The following is a 20903-nucleotide window of genomic DNA, read 5'->3' on the forward strand; positions in this document are numbered from 1 at the left end:
CCAGCCCGGCCCGGCATATCCGGCCCCTCCGGCGCACCAGGCGACTCCTCCGACCGGGCACATCCAGCCCCGCCGGCGTTTGAGGCGGGGCCCGGGGCGGAGCCCCGGAAAACCCGGCCCAACCGGGGCCGCGCGACGCACCCGCACCGGCCCAACCCGGCCCGGCAAAACTCCCACACGCCAGGCGACTCCTCCGACCCGGCCGGGCAGAATCCAGCCCCGCCGGCGTTTGAGGCGCGGGGCCCGGAGGGGTCGTCAGGCCCCCGTCCCCACGAAGTGTTCCCGTACCAGGGACTCCACCGCCCCCACCTCCCCCGCGATCAACGCCTCCAGCAGCGCCGCGTGCTCCGCCGCGTCCGCCACCAGCTCCGCCTGCCGAACCCGCGGAGCCCCCGGCAGCGGCAGCATCGCCCGCCGGTGCAACTCCTCCGTCAACCGCACCAGCTGGTCGTTCCCCGCCAGCGAAAGCACCGCCCGGTGGAACGCCCGGTCCGCCTCCCCGTAGGCCGCCAGGTCACCGGCCCGCGCCGCCTCCCCCGTCGCCGCGGCCGCCGGCCGCAACCGCGCCCAGGCGGACGCCGGTACCTCCCGCGCCAGCCTCAGCATGACCGGTACCTCCAGCAGCGCCCGCACCTCCGCCAGCTCCGCCAGCGCCTGCGGGCTGCGGCTCAGCACCCGGAACCCCCGGTTCGGCAGGCATTCCACCGCCCCTTCCAGCGCCAGCTGCTGCATCGCCTCGCGCACGGGCGTCGGGGACACCCCGAACCGTTCGCCCAGCGCCGGGCCCGAGTAGATCTCGCCGGGTACCAGCCCGCCGTCGACCAGCGCGGCGCGCAGCGCGTCGAGGACTTGGCCGCGCACCGAATGGCGGCGCACCTTCTGCGCGGGAATCGTCTCCCGGACCGCCTCGGAAGCCCTGTCCGGGCCCCTGTCCGGAACCCTGTCCGGGGCCGTCTCCTGGGCCACCTCGTCCGACACCCGGTCGTGGGCCGTTTCGTGCACTCGGTCCTCCTCCGGGGTCTCGACCTGCTCCGAGAATAGGCGACACGGCCGGCTCGCCCCCGACGCGTCGCCCGCACCGATCGAGTAAGGTAAGGCTTACCTCCAACGATCAGCGATCGGTGTGCCGCCATGCCCCTTCCGACCTCGGCCGTCACTGCCGCCTACCGACGCCTGGCCGAGGTCCACCCCTCCCTGGAGATCGGCGAGCTCGGCCCCCACGAGCCCCTGCCCCGCGGTGCGGGATGGATCGGCGCCGACGAGCTCGCGGCCGGCGGCCCCGCCCTCGACGCCTACCTCGCCTGGGACGCCGCCCAGGTGCTCCGGGACCACGGCCGCCCGGGCCGACCCGATGTCGTCGCCGGATTCGGCTTCCACCGCTACGCCTGGCCCGCCTGCCTGCTCGTCACCGTTCCCTGGTTCCTGCACCGCCGCGTGCCGCGCCCGGTCCGGGTGGCGTTCCACCGCGACCACGGCCGTCTCGGCGTCGGGATCGACGGTTTCGCCTGCCTCCCCGACGATCCGGCGGCCGTCCTGCCGGGAGCCCGGGTCGTACCCGACGAGGACGCCCTGCGCCGAGAGGTGCGGGACGCCGTGGCCGCGCACCTCGGACCCGTGCTGGAAGGTTTCGGCCCCCGGATGCGACGCGGCCGGCGCGCCCTGTGGGGGATGGTGACCGACGAGGTCGTCGAGGGCCTGTGGTACGCCGGGCAACTGCTCGGCGAGGAGGAGCGGGCCCGGGCCGAGCTGGAGGCGCTGCTGCCGGGCTCGACCGCCCCGTACCCCACGGGCGCGGGCTTCCGTACGCTCACCGGCCCCGACGGCGCGCCGCTGCCCACCCGCGACCGCGCCGGATGCTGCCTCTTCTACACGATCCGGCCCGAGGACACCTGTCTGACCTGTCCCCGTACCTGCGACGCGTCCCGCGTCACCCGCCTCACGGCGACGGTCTGACCCCTCCGGCCCGCCCGGCGCCGACGCGGCCGCCTACAACCCACCCCTGCGGGTGACCTTGATTCGAACGGAAACCTGCTCGTACGTACGCCAGTTCGTAGCACAACACCCTATCCGGCGTGCGCCACCCCCCGAAGGCGTCCACTTGGACCGAAACCCGCGTGCGCGGGCGACCGGCTGCGCCACTATGGCGCCCGGAAAGCCGCATACGCGAGGCAAGGACATCCGCATGAGACTGACCGACATATCGCTGGACTGGCTGCTGCCCGGCGGCCTGTTGATCCTGGGCGTACTTGCGGCAGTGGCGGTACTGGCCCGGGGCAAGCGCGAGAGCGAGAAGGCAGCGGCCGAGGACACCTGGGAGCGCAGCGAGGAGCGGCGCCGGCGCAAGGAAGCCGTCTACGGCACCGCCTCGTACGTGCTGTTGTTCTGCTGTGCGGCCGTCGCCGCCGCGCTCTCCTTCCACGGGCTGGTCGGCTTCGGCCGACAGAACCTGAACCTGTCCGGGGGCTGGGAGTACCTCGTCCCCTTCGGCCTCGACGGCGCCGCCATGTTCTGCTCGGTGCTCGCGGTGCGCGAGGCGAGCCACGGCGACGCGGCCCTCGGCTCGCGCATGCTGGTCTGGCTGTTCGCGGGCGCCGCGGCCTGGTTCAACTGGGTGCACGCGCCCCGCGGCAGCGGCCACGACGGCGCCCCCCAGTTCTTCGCCGGGATGTCGCTCTCCGCGGCCGTCCTCTTCGACCGGGCCCTCAAGCAGACGCGCCGGGCGGCGCTGCGCGAACAGGGCCTGATCCCGAGGCCGTTGCCTCAGATCCGGATGGTCCGCTGGATGCGGGCGCCCCGCGAGACCTTCGGCGCGTGGTCGCTCATGCTGCTCGAGGGGGTCCGCACCCTCGACGAGGCCGTGGACGAAGTGCGCGAGGACAAGCGCGAGAAGGAGCAGGACCGGCACCGCAGGCGCGACCAGAACCGGCTCGACCGGGCGCGCATCAAGGCGCTGGGCCGGCAGAACAGGGCGTTCGGGCGGTCGCGCGGTCGCCAGGTCGAACTGCCGGGGCTGGTCCCCGGGTCGGGCTCCGCGCCGGTCGGCGCGGAGCCGGCCATATCGGAAGCGGAGCAGCTGCCCCTGCGACGCCGGCCCTCCCTGCAAGCCGTGACCGGAACCGAATCGGCTGATCCGGCCGGTCCGCGCACGGTCGACCTGACCGCCGAGGACGACACCCAGACGATTCCCCGGCTCGACTCGTTGGAGCGCAAACTCAAAGACCTGGAGCAACAGTTCGGCTGATCACACACACCGGGGTCGGTCCGGACGCTCGCGCGCCCGGACCGACCCTCAGGCGTCGAGTTCGAACCAGACCACCTTGCCCGCTCCCGGGGCCAGCGCGTCCACGCCCCAGTCGTCGGCCAGCGCCTGCACCAGGACCAGTCCCCTGCCGTGCGTACCGTCGTCGGCGGACGGTACGTACGGTCGGGGCCGGCGGGCGGCGTAGTCGCGGACCTCGACCCGGAGCCGGGTGTCGGCGATGGACGCGGACACCTCCGCGCCCTGTTCGGTGTGCACGAGGGCATTGGTGACGAGTTCGGTGATCAACAGTTCCGCCACCTCGGTGGTGTCCGCCCGACACCGGTGGTGCATCAACTCCCGTAAGGATCTGCGCACTTCACCCACGGCTTTCAGATCCGCCCGGCGCACGCTGTGGACGATCTCCGGCACGCCCCTCGCCTCGCCACCCTCGGCGGACGGCTCGCGCGGCACCGGCCGCCCTCTCCTCCACTGCTTTCCGGTCTTCGCCCCCACCCGCACGGCGATGTACCTCCCCCGTCTTCGCCTCTCCGAATGGACCCGCACTCTCGAACAGGTCTACGGGATGCATGCCCGCCGGGGCAATCCGCACTCCTGCGGGCTCAAGGACGCGGCACGTTGCGCAGGTTGGATCGCGCCATCTGAACCATCCTGCCCACTCCTCCGTCCAGCACGATCTTGCCGGCGGAAAGGGCGAAACCGGTCACCATTTCGGCGCTGATCCTCGGTGGAATCGACAAGGCGTTGGGGTCGGTCACGATGTCCACCAGGGCGGGCCCCTTGTGCCGGAAGGCATCCCTCAAAGCACCTGTGAGCTGCTTGGGCTTCTCCACTCGCACCCCGTAGGCGCCCGCCGCCCGGGCGATGGCGGAGAAATCCGGGTTCCGGTTCGTGGTTCCGTACGAAGGCAGGCCGGAAACCATCATTTCCAGCTCGACCATTCCGAGGGACGAGTTGTTGAAGAGGACCACTTTGACGGGCAGCTCGTACTGCACCAGGGTGAGGAAATCTCCCATCAGCATCGAGAATCCGCCGTCACCCGACATCGAGACCACTTGACGACCGCGGTCCGTGAACTGCGCCCCGATGGCCTGGGGAAGGGCATTGGCCATGGAGCCGTGGCTGAAGGAACCGATGATGCGCCGTTTGCCGTTCGGCGAAAGATAGCGCGCCGCCCACACGTTGCACATGCCCGTGTCCACGGTGAAGACGGCGTCCTCGTCCGCCAGTTCGTCGAGGACGGCGGCGACGTACTCGGGGTGGATGGGGGTGTGCTTCTCCACCTTGCGCGTGTACGCCTTGACCACGCCCTCCAGCGCGTCCGCGTGCTTCTTGAGCATCCGGTCCAGGAAACGGCGGTCCGTCTTGGCGCGCACCCGGGCGTTCAGCACGCGCAGGGTCTCCCGTACGTCGCCCCAGACGGCGAGTTCCAACCGCGATCTGCGACCGAGGTGTTCGGGGCGGATGTCGACCTGGACGATCTTCACGTCGTCGGGGAGGAACGCGTTGTACGGGAAGTCGGTCCCGAGCAGGATCAGCAGGTCGCACTCGTGGGTGGCCTCGTAGGCCGCGCCGTAGCCGAGCAGCCCGCTCATTCCCACGTCAAAGGGATTGTCGTACTGAATGTACTCCTTTCCGCGCAGGGCGTGTCCGACCGGGGATTTGACCCGCTCGGCGAACTCCATGACCTCGGCGTGCGCGCCCGCGGTGCCACTGCCGCAGAAGAGGGTGACCCGGTCCGCCTCGTCGATCAGCCGGACGAGCTTCTCGATCTCGCCGTCGCCGGGCCGTACGGTCGGCCGCGCGGTCACCACGGCGTGCTCCACCGTCTTCTCGGGAGCGGGCAGGGAGGCGATGTCGCCGGGCAGGGAGACGACTCCGACACCGCTGCGGCCGACGGCGTGCTGGATGGCGCTCTGCAACACCCGTGGCATCTGCTTGGGATTCGAGATCAGCTCGCTGTAGTGACTGCACTCGGTGAACAGCCTGTCGGGGTGCGTCTCCTGGAAGTATCCGAGACCGATCTCGCCGGACGGGATGTGCGAGGCCAGCGCCAGCACCGGGGCCATCGAGCGGTGGGCGTCGTACAAGCCGTTGATCAGGTGTAGGTTTCCGGGACCGCAGGAGCCCGCGCAGGCGGCGAGCCGACCGGTGATCTGCGCCTCGGCGCCCGCGGCGAAGGCGGCCGTCTCCTCGTGGCGGACCTGGATCCACTCCATGCCGTCCGTCCGGCGGATCGCGTCCACGATCGGGTTCAGGCTGTCGCCCACGACGCCGTACATCCGCCGCACGCCCGCGCGCGCCAGGATGTCGACGAACTGCTCCGCCACGTTCTGCTTGGCCATGGAAGGGCCGCCTCTCCGGTTCGGCTCTGCCTGTGCGCCTTCCATCCACGCACGGACCGCCGCGTTACGCCTCCCAGACCGCGGCGGCCGTACGGTCGTCGGCGTAGCCCTTGAGGCGGAGCTGGGCGTCCGCGAGGAACGCCGCGAGGCCGGGCGGTTCGGCCTGCGACCAGCGGGCGGCGAGTTCGGCCGGGAGCAGTCCTTCCTCGCGCATGGGAGCCGCGAGACCACCCGAGCAGAGGAGCAGGGTGTCGCCGGACCGGGCGATGGAGGCACGGAAGCGGAAGCCCCCGGCCGCGTCGACCGGAGGATGCGTCGTGTCCTCGGGTTCCAGGTCCTGCCAATGGCCGCCCCGCAGCCGGAAGAACCCGCCCGCGCCCTCCCCGAAGCAGACCCGTGTGCGGCATCGCGGGTCCACCGGAAGCAGCAGCCCGCGCAGCCCGGCGGTGTAGCCCTCCTCCGCGAGCCCGAGCTCCGCCGCGCGGGCCCGCAGGCGTCCGTAGCCCCGGTCGGTGAGGCGCTGGAGCCCGGAGCGCAGCGCCTCGCGGCTGCCGGCCCGGACGTCCTCGACCAGCCGCTGCCTGCTCCGCCCGACGGCCGCCGCGACGGAGTGGCACAGCTCGGCCGCGGCCTCCCGGGCGCCGGGCGCGGCCCGGTCGCCGCCCGCCAGGGCGACGAGGACCAGGGCGTCGTCGCCGCTGCCGAAGCGGGCGGTCAGCAGGAAGTCCCGCCGGGCTTCGCCGCGGAACCGGGCGGAGTCCCCGCGCAGCGAGGTGGCGCGCAGGGTGTAGCCGGCGTAGCGGGCCCCTTCGAGGACGGTGTCGGGGGTCAGATCGCCCAGGGCGGCGGGGTCCGCCTCGGGCAGCGCGCCCGGTTCGGGAGCGTAGGTGGGGGCCCGGTCGCCGAGGTGGCGTACGTCGGGGCGGCCGGCGCGGTCGTGGTCCGGCGGTTCGGCGTCGGGAGCGGGATGCGCCTGCGGGGGCGCGTCCGGGGCGCCCCGCGCCGGCGCGGGTCCCGCCGCGGAGGCGCCGCCGGGTACGCCCCGGCGCCGCAGCGGAAGCCGGTGTCCGGCGGGCGGCGCGGGGGGTTCGGGGGGCAGGGGGGCTTCCGGTGTGACGGGAGGCTCGGGCGGCACCGGGGGCACGGTGACCTCGCCCAGGGCGTAGCCGGTCGGCCCGGCCCGGCGCGGGTCGGGCGGCGGCTCCTCGACCGGGGGCCCGACCTCCGCCTCCCGGCGCTGTCCGGGCAGCAGGGGGCCCGGCGGGGGCGGCTGCGCGGTGGGGGCGTCCCCGTCCTTCACCAGCACCACCGCCGAGCGGAAGCGGTGGTCCAGCGTGTCCTCCGGATCGGGCTCGGGTGCCGCGCCCTGGTCCTCGTAGAGCTTCTGCCACCAGTCGTCCCCGTGCCGCTGACTCATGCCGCTATTCTCGGCCGCCCGCCGGGGCGGAAAACGCGGAATGCACGAAAGAGGCCCACCGGGCCGCCGCCCGGTGGACCTCTCGCGTTCCCGTCGTACGGGCCGGCGAATCCCGCCGTTCCGTTCGACCGTCCGGGGCTGCGGGCGCCGCCGTGACCGTGTGTCCGCCTCGGTGACGACGGCCGGTTCCCGCTCGACATGGGCTCGTGGCCTGCGGATGTTCTACTTCGGTGCCCTCACCTTGGCAGAGGGCCGGGTGGTGCGGCGATGATGTCGGCGGCGGGTTCGTGCCGTGGCCGCTTCCCGCCAGGAACGGTACGAAGGGGTGGGTGGACGGGTTGCTGGGTGCGATAGGCCTGGACGAGGGTCAGGAGTCGGCGTACCGCGCGTTGGTGGCGCTGGGCGCGGCGGAGGTGCCCGATCTCGCGCACCGGCTGTCGCTCCCGGTGCGGCAGACCGAGGGGGCGCTGCGGCACCTGGAACGCCACGGCCTGGCGGCGCAGTCCTCGGCCCGGCCGGGGCGCTGGGTGGCGGCCCCGCCCGGAGTGGCCCTGGGGGCGCTGCTGACCCAGCAGCGGCACGAACTGGAGCGGGCCGAGCTGGCGGCGGCGCTGCTGGCGCAGGAGTACCGGGCGGAGGCCTCCGAGCCCGCCGTGCACGACCTGGTGGAGGTGGTGACGGGCGCGAGCGCGGTCGCCCACCGGTTCGTGCAGCTCCAGCTGGGGGCGGTGGAAGAGGTGTGCGCGCTGGTCGACAGCCGCCCGGAGGTGGTGATGGGCTCGGAGAACGAGGCCGAGGAGCGGGCCGTCGTCCGGGGGGTGTCCTACCGGGTCGTGATCGAGCGGGAGGTGCTGACCCAGCCGACGGGCATCCGCGAGGCGACGACGGCGTTGGCGCGCGGCGAGCACGTCCGGGTCACGCCTCGGGTGCCGACGAAGCTGGTGATCGCGGACCGGAGCCTGGCGATGGTGCCGCTGACTGCGCCGGGCGCGGAGCCGACGGCCCTAGTGGTGCACGCGTCGGGGCTGTTGCAGTCCCTGTCGGGCCTGTTCGAGGCGGTGTGGCGGGAGGCGCTGCCGCTGCGGCTGGGCGCGACGGGCTCGGCGGAGCAGGGCCTGGACACCCCGGACGCCACCGACCTGGAGATCCTGAGCCTGCTGCTGGCCGGGATGACGGACGCGAGTGTGGCGAAGCACCTGGAACTGGGGCTGCGCACGGTGCAGCGCCGAATCAAGGGCCTGATGGAACTCGCGGGAGTGACGACACGGTTGCAACTGGGGTGGTACGCGTACGAGCGGGGCTGGGTGGCCCGATAGGTCCCGGTCGGTCACGCTGAGCAGATGGATCTGCCTCAGCTGCGCCTGATGGGGCTGGTGTTGCTGCTCGGGCTGCTGGGGGTCATGGTGCCGGGCGTCCCGGGGACCTGGCTGGTGTGGGCCGGGGTGATGTGGTGGGCCCTGCACGAACGCTCGTCGGCCGCGTGGGTCCTGCTGGTGGCGTCGACGGGATTGTTGCTGGTGGTGCAGGTGGTGATCTGGCTCCTGCCACCCCGCCGGCTGCGGGGAGTGGGCGTCCACCGCCGGATGGTGGTGTACGCGGGCGCGGGCGCACTGCTGGGCTTCGTTCTGATCCCCGTGGTGGGAGCCGTACCGGGCTTCGGGGCGGCGCCTACCTGAGCGAGCGCCGGCGCCTGGGCTCCCACGGCGAGGCCCGCGCGTCGGTCCGGGCGGTGATGCGGGCGGTGGGGACGAGCATGCTGGTGGAGCTGCCGGCCTGCCTCGTAGTGACGGCGGCCTGGGTGGGCGCGGTCCCGCGGACGTAGGAGTGTTGGACTTTCCGCTGACGGACCGCGGCGTCCGTGGTCCGGAAAGCGCATTGCCACCGGGGGCGTTGACGGGTTGGATGCGGTCCGCGGGAGGTACCCGCCGCGCCCACGCGCGGGAAGGGCCCGTGCGTACGGGGACCGCCTCGACAGGTGCGGTCGGGATACGCCGGAACCGGCACGGAGAGAAGCGAATGGCACCGATGCTCGCCGGCTGCACGCCCTGGCCCGAGGAGTTCGTCGACCGCTACCGGGCGGCCGGGCACTGGCGCGGCCACACCCTGGACAACCTGCTGCGCGGCTGGGCCTTGCAGTACGGACCGCGGACCGCGCTCGTACACGGCGACACCCGACTCACCTACGCGGCCCTGAACCGGCGCGTGGACCGCATGGCCGCCGGGTTCCGCCTGCGGGGCCCCCGTCCCGGGCAGCGGGTCCTCGTCCAGTTGCCGTACGTCCCCGAGTCGGTCACCACCGTCTTCGCGCTGATGCGCGCCGGCTTGGTGCCCGTGCTCTGTACGGCCTCGCTCCGCGCGCCCTCGATGTCCCACCTCGTGCGGGTCACCCAGGCCGTCGGCTACGTCGGTCCCTCGACGTACCGGGGCTTCGACCACACCGCGATGGTCGCGGACGTCGCCGCCCGAGAACCCTTCCTGCGGCGGGTGTTCACCTATGAGGCGCCGGGCACCGAGTCCCCGTACGGCGGCCTCACGACCGACCCGTCGGGCTGCCAGTACAGCCCGCTCGGCTCCGTCGACGCCCCTCCCGAACCGGCGCTCGCGCAGCGGGCCGACCAGGTGGCCTTCTTCCTGCTCTCCGGCGACACCACCACGGCGCCCAGCCTCGTTCCGCGTACCCACGACGACTACGCCTACCAGGTGAGGGCCGCCGCCGAGCTGGTGTCGCTCACCGAGGACGACGTCTATCTCGTTGTGCCCTCAAGGGACTTCACCTTCGCTTTGGGAGGACCCGGCATCGTCGGCACCCTCTCCGTCGGCGGCACGGTCGTCTTGGTCGAGGACCCGGGGCCCACCGCGTGCGCGGCGGTCATCGACCGCGAGCGGGTCACCGTCACGTCGCTGACCCCCGGTGTCGCGCGGCTCTGGATGGAGACCCCTCCCGCGGTCCGGTCCGAGCCGAGCCGCCTGCGCCTGGTGCAGGTCGTCGGCGCGCCCCTGGACGGGGCGACCGCCGAACGGGTGGGCCGGACATGGGGCTGTCGCGTCCAGCAGGGCTTCGGCATGGCCGAGGGGCTGCTCACCCTGACCCGGCCGGCCGAGCCGGCCGAGACCGTGCTCACCAAGACAGTGCTCACCACGCAGGGCCGCCCGCTCTCGCCGGACGACGAGATCCGTGTGGTCGACGTCGACGGGAAGGACGTGCCCGACGGGGAGCCCGGCGAACTCCTCGTCCGCGGTCCTTGCACCCCGCGCGGCTACTACCGGGCGCCCGACCTCGACGGGCGTTCCTTCACCGCCGACGGGCACCTCCGCACCGGCCGTCTCGCGCGGCGCGCCCCGGACGGCAACCTGGTGGTGACCGGCCGGCCCGAGGACGGCCCGTGACGGGTGGGCGCGGCGCCGCGGGGACGTGGTCTCCGGTGCGAAGTCGCGGGCGGGGTGCGAGGCTGCCGGTATGACGACGACCAAGGCATTCGAGGGTTTCGGCGAGACGGAGCTGTCGTACCTCCGCTCCCAGCGTCTGGGCCGGCTGGCCACGGTGGACCCGACCGGGCAACCGCAGGCGAACCCGGTGGGGTTCTTTCCGCAGGAGGACGGCACGATCCTGGTCGGAGGAAGGGCGATGGGCACGACGAAGAAGTGGCGCAACCTACGGGCGAACCCGAAGTTGTCGCTGGTCGTCGACGACCTGGTGAGCACGCGCCCGTGGCGCGTCCGCGGCATCGAGATCCGCGGCCACGCCACCCTGGAGGTCGGCACCCACGCCCTGGGCCCCCACTTCAGCCCGGAGGTCATCCGCATCCACCCGACCCACGTCGTCACCTGGGGCCTGGACCCGGCGCGGGGCGAATCCAGCCCCACCGGCGCTTGAGGCGCGGCACAAAACCAGCCCCGCCGGCGCTTGAGGCGCGGCACAAAACCAGCCCCGCCGGCGCTTGAGGCGCGGGGCCCGGGGCGGAGCCCCGGAAAGCCCGGCGCAGCCGGGGCCGCTGCGCGCCACGGCGCCGCACCCGCACCGGCACCCGCCCCGCCCCCGCGCGCCGCCGCGCCGCCCCGGCCCCCTCAGACCCGCCCGCCCCGCTTCGCGGAATGGTTCGCCCGGCCCTCGGCCGACTTCATCCGCCAGTCCCGTCGAATCTCCGACCGCAATCTCGCGTCCGTCTTCGCCACGATCCGCTGGTTCTCCCGCAGCAGCTTCCGGTAGCTCTCCAGCCGCCGCTCCGCCAGCGCCCCCGACTCCACCGCCGCCAGCACCGCGCACCCCGGCTCCGCCACGTGCGCGCAGTCGTGGAAACGGCAGTCGGCGGCGTAGTCCTCGATCTCCGAGAACACCTGCCCGACGCCGGCTTCCGCGTCCCACAGTCCGACGCCCCGCAGCCCCGGGGTGTCGATCAGCACGCCGCCGCCCGGCAACACCAGCAGGTTGCGCGTCGTCGTGGTGTGCCGGCCCTTGCCGTCGACCTCCCTGGCCTGTTGGACCTCCATGACGTCGGCGCCCAGCAACGTGTTGGCCAGCGTCGACTTCCCGGCCCCCGAGACGCCCAGCAGCACGCTCGTGCCGCCCGACACCAGCGCGGCCAGCACGTCCGTACCTTCCCCGGTCAGGGAGGACACGGTCAGCACCCGCACGCCGGGGGCGGCGCTCTCCACGTCACGGACGAGGTGGGCGAGCACCGTCGGGTCCGCTACGAGGTCGGCCTTGGTCAGGACGACCAGCGGCTGCGCCCCCGACTCCCAGGCGAGCGCCAGGAAGCGCTCGATCCGGCCCAGGTCGAGCTCCACGGCCAGGGATACGGCGATGACGGCGTGGTCGACGTTCGCGGCGAGGATCTGCCCCTCGGAGCGCTGCGAGGAGGTGGACCGTACGAAGGCGGTCCGGCGCGGCAGGTACGCCTTGATGTAGCGGGGGTTTCCCGTCGGCTCGACGGCGGCCCAGTCACCCGTGCAGATGACCCGCAGCGGGTCGTGCGGGGTGACGAAGGCGGTGTCGGCGCGGACGATGCCGTCCGCGGTCATGACATCGCACTGGCCCCGGTCGACCCGTACGACCCTGCCGGGCAGCAGGCCCTGCGCCTCGTACGGGGCGAACTCGGCCGCCCACGCGTCGTCCCAGCCGAAGGCGGCGAGATCGGGCGCGGCGCAACCGTGCCCAGGGGAAGGGACAGCAGAGGAGTCGGAAGAGGAGGGGAAAGAGGGGGAAGCGGAGAAAGACAAGGGGAACCCTTCACAGGGTGGCCCCGGCAGCGCGCGCTCGGCGGCGCGCGGAGAAGTGTGTGGTCAGCCGGAGGCCACGGAGGTGGCATTGACGGTCTTGCGAGTGCGGGCAGCGCCCTGCGTCACGACAGTCATCAATGGACTCACCTCCGGGTCATGCACGAACTGGCCGTTCCACCACCGTGCGGCGGGAACGGGATCACCGTAACAACGCCGCTTGCGCCAAGGCCAACTCTTTTCGGCCCGTTCGCCACGGTCCGCCGTCAGTGCTTGCGCAGGCGCGCCGAATAGTCGTCGGGGGGTAGGAAGTTCGACCAGCGTTCGGGGAACTCCGAGGGCATTCCGGCGTCCTCGTCGTCCTCGGACTCCCCCTCGGCCAGCGCCCGCCACGCCGCCGCCCGAGCGACCAACTGGGCGGCCTCCGCCTCCCGCACCCGCTCGTTCGCCTCGCGCGCCGCCGCCGTGGCCAACGAGGGCCAGACGCGGTCGATGGCCGCGTTGACGGCCGCGCCGACGAGGACGGCGAAGGCCGAGACCCCGATCCACAGCAGCACGGCCACGGGCGCGGCCAGGGACCCGTAGATCGTCGGCCCCTCGACGGCGTTGGTCAGGTAGATCCGCAGCAGGAACGAGCCGAGCACCCACATGGCCAGCGCGACGAGCGCGCCGGGCACGTCCTCGATCCACGGGGAGCGCACGGGCACGGAGACGTGGTAGAGCGTCGTCAGGAAGACGATCGAGAGCAGCGTGACCGTCGGCCAGTACAGCACCGCGATCACTTCCGTGCTCCAGGGCACCCACCGCACCACGGCGTCGGGGCCCGCCACCATCAGCGGCAGCACGATCGCGCCGATCACGAGCGCGACCACGTACAGCAGAAAGGCCAGCAGCCGGGTCTTGACGATGCCGCGCTGTCCGTCGAGGCCGTACATCACGGTGATGGTGTCGATGAAGACGTTGACGGCCCGCGATCCCGACCACAGGGCGAAGGCGAAGCCGATCGAGATGAGGTCGGGGCGGCCTCCCCGGGTCACGTCGTCAAGCATCGGTTTCGCGATCTCGCTGACGCCCCGGTCGGACAGGACGGTGCCGACCGCCCCCAGGATGTTCTCCTCGATGCTGGCGACGAACGTGCCGCCCGTCCAGCCGTCCACGTACCCGAGTAGGCCCAGGAGGCCCACGAAGAGCGGCGGGAGCGAGAGGAGGGTGAAGAAGGCCGCTTCGGCGGCGAGGCCGAGGATGCGGTACTCGACGCACGAGTTGACGGTGTCCTTGAGCAGCAGCCAGCCCATCTTGCGCTTGGACACGTTGCGATAGAGCGCGCGGGCCCGGTGGAGCCGTCCCCGCCGCCCTGGGATCCGCTCGGGTGTTTCTTTTGCTGGCTGCACGTCCTTACGGTATCCGCATGGCAGCCACCACCCACACAGTGACCAATCAGGCTCCGCCCCTTGTGGGCTACGACGCCTACTCCGGCGACCGGGCCCTGACCGAGGGCGTCGAGCGGCACCTGGCAGACGCTCCCGCCGCGCTCCTCGGGGAGGTACGGGAGGAGCTCACCTCCCTGGGGCTCGCGACCGGCTCGGAGCAGGCCCGGCTCTGGGGGGTGCAGGCGAACGGCAATCCGCCCGAGTTGCGTACGCACGACCGGTACGGGAACCGGATCGACGAGGTCGAGTTCCATCCGGCGTGGCACCGGCTGCTGGGGCACGCGGTGACGTCCGGGTTGACCGACGCGTGGGGGCGTCCGGCCGGGCACCTGCGCCGCGCGGCGGGTTTCTTCCTGTGGTCGCAGGCCGAGTCGGGGCACGGCTGCCCGGTGTCGATGACGCACGCGGCGGTGCCGGCGCTGCGCACGGACCCGGAGCTGGCCGCCGAGTGGGAACCGCGGCTGACCTCGCACGTGTACGAGGAGGGCTTGCGCCCGCCGGGGCAGAAGGCCGGCGTGCTCTTCGGGATGGGCATGACGGAGAAGCAGGGCGGCAGCGACGTACGGGCGAACACGACGGTGGCGAAGCCGCTGGACGCGTCCGGCGAATACGTGCTGACCGGGCACAAGTGGTTCTGCTCGGCGCCGATGTCGGACGGTTTCCTGGTGCTGGCGCAGGCTCCCGGGGGGCTGACGTGCTTCCTGGTGCCGAGGGTCTTGGAGGACGGGACCCGCAACGTCTTCGCGATCCAGCGGCTCAAGGACAAGTTGGGCAACAAGTCGAACGCGTCGAGCGAGGTGGAGTTCGACGGGACGTGGGGGCGGCGGGTCGGTGAGGAGGGGCGGGGGGTCCGGACCATCATCGAGATGGTCGCGGCGACCCGGCTGGACTGCGTGATCGGTTCGGCGTCCCTGATGCGTCAGGCGTTGACGCAGGCCGTCCACCACGCGGAGCACCGCTCCGCTTTCGGAGCACGGCTCATCGAGCAGCCGCTGATGCGCAACGTCCTGGCCGACCTCGCCCTGGAGTCGGAGGCCGCGACCGTGCTGACACTGCGCCTGGCGGCAGCGTACGACGCCGGTACGGAGCAGGAGCGGGCCTTCCTGCGTCTCGCGGTACCGGCGGCGAAGTACTGGGTGACCAAGCGGTGTACCCCGATGGTGGCGGAGGCACTGGAGTGCCTGGGCGGTAACGGCTATGTGGAGGAGTCGGGCCTGCCGCGCCTGCTGCGCGAGTCCCCGCTGAACTCGATCTGGGAGGGGTCCGGCAATGTGCAGGCCCTGGACGTGCTGCGCGCCCTCCAGCGGGAGCCGCAGGCGCTGAACGCGTTCCTCCGGGAGGTCGGCCTCGCCCGGGGCGCCGATCACCGGCTGGACGCGGCCATCAAGGACCTGCTGACTGACCTCGCGGACCTGGAGGGCATCGAGGGGCGCGCCCGGCGGGTGGTGGAGCGCATGGCCCTGGTGCTCCAGGGGTCGCTGCTGGTGCGGTGGGCCCCGGCGCAGGTGGCGGACGCGTTCTGCGCCTCGCGTCTCGGCGGCGACTGGGGGACGGCCTTCGGGACGCTGCCGTACGGCCTGGACCTGCGCGCGGTGGTGGAACGGGCCCGGATCGCCGGCTAGGAACGGTCCCCAAACCGCTCCGCGCCAAGATCCGTGCCCGCTGACCCCGGACCGGAGGCGGCGCCGCGCCGACTCGGCGCCGCCCCTGGTCCGAGAAGCCCCGAGGAAGGAGCTGTCACGCCGCTCGGCGGCGTGCCGATAGTTTCGGTCGGGCGACCGGAGGTTGGCGAGGGTTGCAGACCGTTGCAACCCTTCACCGGTCGGACCGGTCGAACCGGTCGAAGCAGTCACACAGCCAGCCCCTTGGCTGTTCACGGGGAGGTTCCGGTGACCGACACCGCAGGCGGCACGGTCGATGCGGCGCGCATCTCCGCCATGGACGCGCGGGCGGCGGCGCGTCTGCTCAAGGGAGTACGGGCGGCCGCGCTGGCCGGTGACCGCCTTCCGGCCGCCCCGCGCCCGGAGATCGCCGAGTCCTGGCGGCGGATGCTGGCCGGCGGGGTGCACCCGGACCGCGACGCGCGCTCGCGGCTGCTGTCGGCCGCCGAGACGGAGGAGCGGCGGCAGGTGTCGCCGCTGCGGGAGATCCTCCCGGTGCTGCGCGAGGGCCTGCTGCCGGCTCTGGACGAGTCCCTGCACATCATGGTCATCGCGGACGCCGACGGGCGGCTGCTGTGGCGGGAGGGGCACTCCTCGATCCTGCGCCGGGCCGACCGGCTGGGGTTCGCGGTGGGCGCCGACTGGGCGGAGGCGGTGGTCGGCACCAACGGGGTCGGCACCTCCCTGGTGACGCGCCGGCCGGTCCAGGTGTTCTCGGCGGAGCACTTCGTCTCCAGCCACCACGACTGGACCTGCGCCGGAGCCCCAGTGCGCGACCCCCGGGACGGCCGCCTGCTGGGGGTGGTGGACGTCAGCGGCCCGCTGGCCACCATGCACCCGGCGACGCTCGCCTGGGTGACCTCGGTGGCCCGGCTCGCCGAGCGGGAGCTGCGCATCCGGCACCTGGAGTCCCTGGAACGGCTGCGCACGGTCGCGGCCGCGCTGTTGGCGCGGCTGCCGGGGCGCGCGCTGGCCGTGGACCCGCAGGGCTGGACGGCCGCCGTCACGGGGCTGGCCCCGCCCGACCGGATCCCGCTGCCGAAGGGGTTCGGGCCGGGGCGGGTCTGGGTGCCGCAGCTGGGCCAGTGCGCGGTGGAGCCGCTGCCGGGCGGCTGGCTGCTGCGGATCGAGGAGTCGCGTACCGGCTCCGGCGCCGCGAGCCGGGTGGTCCTGGACCTCAGCCGGGCGGGCTCCTGGTCGGCGACCGTGTACGGGGCGGCGGGCAGCTGGTCGCTGGAGCTGAGCCCGCGCCACGCCGAGCTGCTGTTCCTGCTGGCGGAGAGCCCGCGCGGGCGCTCGGCGGCGGAACTCGCCGCCGAGCTGTTCGGGGACCCGAGCCGGACGGTGACGGTCCGCGCCGAGATGTCACGGGTGCGCCGGAACCTCGCCGGGGTGCTCACGCACCGGCCGTACCGCTTCGCGCAGGACGTGGAGGTGGAGCTGGTCCGTCCGGCGGTCCCCGGGCAACTGCTCCCGCATTCCATGGCGCCGGCGGTCCTCAGGGCCCGCCAGGGCGGGACGGGCGCCCGGGGGGCCGCGGACGGCATGTGATTCCCTGGCCGCATGAGCACGTTCACCCTGACCACCTGGTCCCTGGAAATGACCTCGCCGGACGACCTGGTGCCGGCGTCCGTACCCGGCCCGGAGATCACCATCGCCCGGGCCGAAGTGCCCTCGCCCGAGTTCAGCCGGTTCCTCTACGCCTCGGTGGGCGGGGACATCCACTGGACGGACCGACTGTCGCTGACCCGTGCGCAGTGGGTGGAGCAGCTGGGTCGGCCCGGGGTGGAGACGTGGGTGGCGTACGAGCGCGGTACCCCGGCGGGCTACCTCGAACTCGACCCGCAGCCCGACGGTGTGGTGGAGATCGTGTACTTCGGTCTCCTCCCGGACTTCCGCGGCCGGCGGATCGGTGGGCACCTGCTGTCGTTCGGCACGGCCCGCGCGTGGGACCTGGCGCGGCGGTGGCCGGAGCTGGCGCCCACCCGCCGGGTGTGGATGCACACCTGTAGCCAGGACGGCCCGACCGCCATGGACAACTACCTGCGGCGCGGCTTCAAGGTGTTCCGGACGGAGACGGAGGAGAAGCAGGTCACCCCGACGCCTGGGCCCTGGCCGGGCGCGTAGGCCCTGTCCGGGCGGCGCGCGGGTGCCACCAGGTGGTTCCGCGCCCCGCCCGGGGCGGCGTCCGAGCCCACGCCCTCCCCGGAGGCGGGGCCCGCGGTGAGCCTTCACCGGGCCTGGGAGCACGACGACCCTGCCGCGCCCGCGCCGGGCGTTCTCATCGACTTCGAGGGAACGGTCGAACCGGGCTCGACCCCGGTTCGACCGCCTTCGCGATGGTCCGACGGCCCGATGGGCGTTCGGGTTGGCCGGCCGAACTTGCCGAGGTCGACCGGCGCGGCGGAAAGTGGAAGGCCGTCGTCCGCGTTCCTCGCCCCCAGCACGAGGGGCCCGCGGCAGCCGGTCTCGAGACCTCGACGCCCTCCGGCCCCTCGCGCCCGGAACGCCCCGGCCCGTCCCATGGGCGGCGGGTGACCGGAAACCCGCGGTGGTGGGGTTCCGGAGCCGTTCGGGCGTGACGCCCGTCACGCAGTACCACGATGCGAGACGACTTCGTCCGAATTGTGGACAGTAGTGGACTCCTCCAATCGCGCCATGCCACGCTTCCGCCATGAATGGAGCTGGAATTGCCTTGGTGAGTCGGCGGCACGTCGACCTCGGCCGCATGTCCAGCGCCATCTGTCCGGCGCGCTGAAGGAACCGGCAACCGCCGCACATCGTCGCCGTCCCCGCCGCCGCGGACGCGCCGACCCCGAGGCCGCACGGCCTCCGCAAGCCCCCTGACGGCTGAATTCCGCCCTGCCCACCGGCACAACCGGACCCGGCACGGCCATCAGCCACACCCGCTCAGCGTGCAGGGGTCACGCCGCCGCTCCCCCTGACCTTGCCTCGAGCCGCCGAAGAAGGACGTACCGCCATGGCCGCCACCCCCGAAACGCCCGCAGCCGCCGCGCCCGCAGCCGCCGCCGCGCGCCGTAAGACCGGCCGTCACCGCGGTGAGGGTCAGTGGGCCGTCGGACACCACACCCCCCTCAACGGCAACGAGCAGTTCAAAAAGGACGACGACGGTCTCAATGTGCGGACACGCATCGAGACGATCTACTCCAAGACGGGCTTCGACTCGATCGACCCCAACGACCTGCGCGGCCGGATGCGCTGGTGGGGCCTGTACACCCAGCGCAAGCCCGGGATCGACGGCGGCAAGACCGCGATCCTGGAGCCGGAGGAGCTGGACGACAAGTACTTCATGCTGCGCGTCCGCATCGACGGAGGCCGGCTGACCACCGAGCAGTTGCGCGTCATCGGCGAGGTCTCGCAGGAGTTCGCCCGCGGCACGGCCGACCTCACCGACCGCCAGAACGTGCAGTACCACTGGATTCGCATCGAGGACGTCCCGGAGATCTGGCGCCGCCTGGAGGCCGTCGGCCTGTCGACCACCGAGGCCTGCGGTGACTGCCCCCGCGTCATCCTCGGCTCGCCCGTCGCCGGCATCGCCCAGGACGAGATCATCGACGGCACGCCCGCCATCGAGGAGATCTACCGCCGCATCGTGGGCAACAAGGACTTCTCCAACCTGCCCCGCAAGTTCAAGTCCGCGGTCTCCGGCTCCCCGCTGCTCGACGTGGCGCACGAGATCAACGACGTCGCATTCGTCGGCGTGAACCACCCCGAGCACGGCCCCGGCTTCGACGTCTGGGTCGGCGGCGGCCTCTCGACCAACCCCAAGCTGGGCGTGCGCCTGGGCACCTGGGTCTCGCTCGACGAGGTCCCGGACGTCTACGAGGGCGTCATCTCGATCTTCCGCGACTACGGCTACCGCCGGCTGCGCACCCGCGCCCGCCTGAAGTTCCTCGTCGCGGACTGGGGCCCGGCCAGGTTCCGCCAGGTCCTGGAGGACGAGTACCTGGGGCGCAAGCTGACCGACGGCCCCGCGCCCGAGCAGCCCAGCGGCCAGTGGCGCGACCACGTGGGCGTCCACCGCCAGCAGGACGGCAAGTTCTACGTCGGCTTCGCGCCCCGCGTGGGCCGCGTGGACGGCGCCACCCTGACCAAGATCGCGGACATCGCCGAGCAGCACGGCTCCGGCCGGCTGCGCACCACCGCCGAGCAGAAGATGATCGTCCTCGACATCGAGGCGGACCGGGTCGACTCCGTGGTCGAGGCCCTGGAGGCGCTGGACCTGCGGGTCAACCCGTCGCCGTTCCGCCGCGGCACGATGGCGTGCACCGGCATCGAGTTCTGCAAGCTGGCCATCGTCGAGACGAAGGCGCGCGGCGCCTCGCTGATCGACGAGCTGGAGCGCCGCCTGCCGGACTTCGCCGAGCCGATCACCATCAACATCAACGGCTGCCCGAACGCGTGCGCCCGTATCCAGGTGGCGGACATCGGTCTCAAGGGGCAGTTGGTCCTGGACGAGAACGGCGACCAGGTCGAGGGCTACCAGGTCCACCTCGGCGGCGCGCTCGGCCTGGAGGCCGGCTTCGGCCGCAAGGTCCGCGGCCTCAAGGTCACCGCCGCCGGCCTGCCGGACTACGTGGAGCGGGTCGTCACGCGCTTCGAGGAGCAGCGCGAGGGCGACGAGCGCTTCGCCGCCTGGGTCGGCCGCGCGAGCGACGAGAGCCTGTCGTGAGCGAGCGCGCCGCACCGTTCTACTGCCCGTACTGCGGCGACGAGGACCTGTTTCCCCACGAGACGGGTCACGGCGCCTGGGAATGCAGGGCCTGCAACCGAGCCTTCCAGCTGAAGTACCTCGGGCTGCTGGCCCGGGGCGTTCGGTCCGATCAGCCTGGAGGGGAAGAGATATGACGACGACTCAGGAGACCAGGGACCTGAAGGCGCTGGCCGAGCAGGCGGGCCGCGACCTGGAGGACGCCTCCGCGCTGGAGATCCTCACCTGGGCGGCCGAGACCTTCGGCAAGAAGTTCGCCGTCACCTCCTCGATGGAGGACGCGGTCGTCGCCCACCTGGCGTCCCGCGCCTTCCCCGGTGTGGACGTGGTCTTCCTCGACACCGGCTACCACTTCGAGGAGACCATCGGCACCCGCGACGCGGTCGAGGCCGTGATGGACGTCAACGTCATCACCCTCACGCCGCGCCAGAGCGTCGCCGAGCAGGACGCCGAGTACGGCGCCAAGCTCCACGACCGCGACCCGGACCTGTGCTGCGCCCTGCGCAAGGTCAAGCCGCTGGAAGAGGGCCTGACCGCGTACGAGGCGTGGGCGACGGGCCTGCGCCGCGACGAGTCCCCGACCCGGGCGAACACCCCGGTGGTCGGCTGGGACGAGAAGCGGCGGAAGGTCAAGATCTCGCCGATCGCCCGCTGGACGCAGGACGACGTGGACGCGTACGTCGCGGAGCACGGCGTGCTGACCAACCCGCTGCTGATGGACGGCTACGCCTCCGTCGGCTGCGCCCCCTGCACCCGCCGCGTGGCGGAGGGCGAGGACGCGCGGGCCGGCCGCTGGGCCGGACGGGCCAAGACCGAGTGCGGACTGCACGGCTGATGACCGACAT

Annotated in this window: 18 protein-coding genes and 1 pseudogene; 13 read left to right on the forward strand and 6 right to left on the reverse strand. The window is 72.8% G+C overall.

Annotated features, from left to right (window positions below):
- Positions 1–255: 255 nt before the first annotated feature.
- Entirely contained in the window at positions 256–1002 is a 747-nt protein-coding gene (locus tag ACV7NM_RS07490; protein WP_463409543.1) for a GntR family transcriptional regulator, read from the reverse strand.
- A 129-nt stretch (positions 1003–1131) separates the two neighbouring features.
- Between ACV7NM_RS07490 and ACV7NM_RS07495 the strand changes: the two genes are divergently transcribed.
- Both ACV7NM_RS07495 and ACV7NM_RS07500 read left to right on the forward strand, forming a co-directional pair.
- Positions 1132–1953 (forward strand): (2Fe-2S)-binding protein, encoded by an 822-nt coding sequence (locus ACV7NM_RS07495; RefSeq protein WP_463409544.1) that lies wholly within the window; start codon positions 1132–1134, stop codon positions 1951–1953.
- Between the two features lie 229 nt (positions 1954–2182).
- Positions 2183–3241, forward strand: a complete 1059-nt coding sequence (locus ACV7NM_RS07500; RefSeq protein WP_136216625.1) for a DUF2637 domain-containing protein — start codon at positions 2183–2185, stop codon at positions 3239–3241.
- Between the two features lie 48 nt (positions 3242–3289).
- Here ACV7NM_RS07500 and ACV7NM_RS07505 read toward each other — a convergent pair whose 3' ends face one another.
- From ACV7NM_RS07505 to ACV7NM_RS07515, 3 genes are all read right to left on the reverse strand, one after another.
- Positions 3290–3712, reverse strand: coding sequence for an ATP-binding protein (locus tag ACV7NM_RS07505; RefSeq protein WP_463409545.1), 423 nt, complete (start codon positions 3710–3712; stop codon positions 3290–3292).
- 149 nt (positions 3713–3861) lie between these two features.
- On the reverse strand, positions 3862–5604 hold the full coding sequence (locus tag ACV7NM_RS07510) for a pyruvate dehydrogenase (RefSeq protein WP_463409546.1): 1743 nt from the start codon (positions 5602–5604) through the stop codon (positions 3862–3864).
- A 64-nt stretch (positions 5605–5668) separates the two neighbouring features.
- On the reverse strand, positions 5669–7021 hold the full coding sequence (locus ACV7NM_RS07515) for a protein phosphatase 2C domain-containing protein (RefSeq protein ID WP_463409547.1): 1353 nt from the start codon (positions 7019–7021) through the stop codon (positions 5669–5671).
- 338 nt (positions 7022–7359) lie between these two features.
- Here ACV7NM_RS07515 and ACV7NM_RS07520 point away from each other — a divergent pair, with 338 nt between their 5' ends.
- The 4 genes and pseudogenes from ACV7NM_RS07520 to ACV7NM_RS07535 all read left to right on the forward strand — a co-directional run bounded on the left by ACV7NM_RS07520 (position 7360) and on the right by ACV7NM_RS07535 (position 10895).
- Positions 7360–8337 carry a helix-turn-helix domain-containing protein gene (locus tag ACV7NM_RS07520; protein WP_463413865.1) on the forward strand — a complete coding sequence of 326 codons (978 nt, stop codon included), beginning with the start codon at positions 7360–7362 and terminating at the stop codon, positions 8335–8337.
- A gap of 24 nt (positions 8338–8361) precedes the next feature.
- Positions 8362–8843 (forward strand): annotated as a pseudogene (locus ACV7NM_RS07525) (DUF456 domain-containing protein).
- A 194-nt stretch (positions 8844–9037) separates the two neighbouring features.
- Complete coding sequence (locus ACV7NM_RS07530; protein WP_463409548.1) at positions 9038–10408, forward strand: AMP-binding protein; 1371 nt, start codon at positions 9038–9040, stop codon at positions 10406–10408.
- A 70-nt stretch (positions 10409–10478) separates the two neighbouring features.
- On the forward strand, positions 10479–10895 hold the full coding sequence (locus ACV7NM_RS07535) for a PPOX class F420-dependent oxidoreductase (protein ID WP_463409549.1): 417 nt from the start codon (positions 10479–10481) through the stop codon (positions 10893–10895).
- 191 nt (positions 10896–11086) lie between these two features.
- Here the strand turns inward: ACV7NM_RS07535 and rsgA are convergent, their stop codons facing one another.
- Together rsgA and ACV7NM_RS07545 are read right to left on the reverse strand one after the other, a co-directional pair.
- Positions 11087–12268, reverse strand: coding sequence for a ribosome small subunit-dependent GTPase A (rsgA, locus tag ACV7NM_RS07540; protein WP_463413866.1), 1182 nt, complete (start codon positions 12266–12268; stop codon positions 11087–11089).
- 233 nt (positions 12269–12501) lie between these two features.
- Positions 12502–13626 (reverse strand): YihY/virulence factor BrkB family protein, encoded by a 1125-nt coding sequence (locus ACV7NM_RS07545; RefSeq protein ID WP_463409550.1) that lies wholly within the window; start codon positions 13624–13626, stop codon positions 12502–12504.
- Between the two features lie 17 nt (positions 13627–13643).
- On the opposite strand from ACV7NM_RS07545, the gene ACV7NM_RS07550 reads away from it, so the two are divergent.
- The 7 genes from ACV7NM_RS07550 to ACV7NM_RS07580 all read left to right on the forward strand — a co-directional run bounded on the left by ACV7NM_RS07550 (position 13644) and on the right by ACV7NM_RS07580 (position 20893).
- Positions 13644–15287: an acyl-CoA dehydrogenase family protein gene (locus ACV7NM_RS07550; RefSeq protein ID WP_463409551.1), complete on the forward strand. Its 1644-nt coding sequence runs from the start codon at positions 13644–13646 to the stop codon at positions 15285–15287.
- 315 nt (positions 15288–15602) lie between these two features.
- A complete protein-coding gene (locus tag ACV7NM_RS07555) occupies positions 15603–16877 on the forward strand; it encodes a GAF domain-containing protein (RefSeq protein ID WP_463413867.1) in 1275 nt (424 codons plus the stop codon).
- A gap of 12 nt (positions 16878–16889) precedes the next feature.
- Positions 16890–17453, forward strand: coding sequence for a GNAT family N-acetyltransferase (locus ACV7NM_RS07560; RefSeq protein ID WP_463409552.1), 564 nt, complete (start codon positions 16890–16892; stop codon positions 17451–17453).
- 547 nt (positions 17454–18000) lie between these two features.
- Positions 18001–18084, forward strand: a complete 84-nt coding sequence (locus tag ACV7NM_RS07565) for a putative leader peptide (protein WP_312847410.1) — start codon at positions 18001–18003, stop codon at positions 18082–18084.
- Positions 18085–18306: 222 nt separating this feature from the next.
- Positions 18307–20019, forward strand: coding sequence for a nitrite/sulfite reductase (locus ACV7NM_RS07570; RefSeq protein ID WP_463409553.1), 1713 nt, complete (start codon positions 18307–18309; stop codon positions 20017–20019).
- Entirely contained in the window at positions 20016–20195 is a 180-nt protein-coding gene (locus tag ACV7NM_RS07575; protein ID WP_136216637.1) for a hypothetical protein, read from the forward strand. The genes ACV7NM_RS07570 and ACV7NM_RS07575 overlap by 4 nt, the downstream gene beginning before the upstream one ends.
- Positions 20192–20893 (forward strand): phosphoadenylyl-sulfate reductase, encoded by a 702-nt coding sequence (locus ACV7NM_RS07580; protein ID WP_463409554.1) that lies wholly within the window; start codon positions 20192–20194, stop codon positions 20891–20893. The genes ACV7NM_RS07575 and ACV7NM_RS07580 overlap by 4 nt, the downstream gene beginning before the upstream one ends.
- Positions 20894–20903 lie beyond the last annotated feature (10 nt).

Source organism: Streptomyces sp. Tek67B01 (assembly GCF_055231995.1).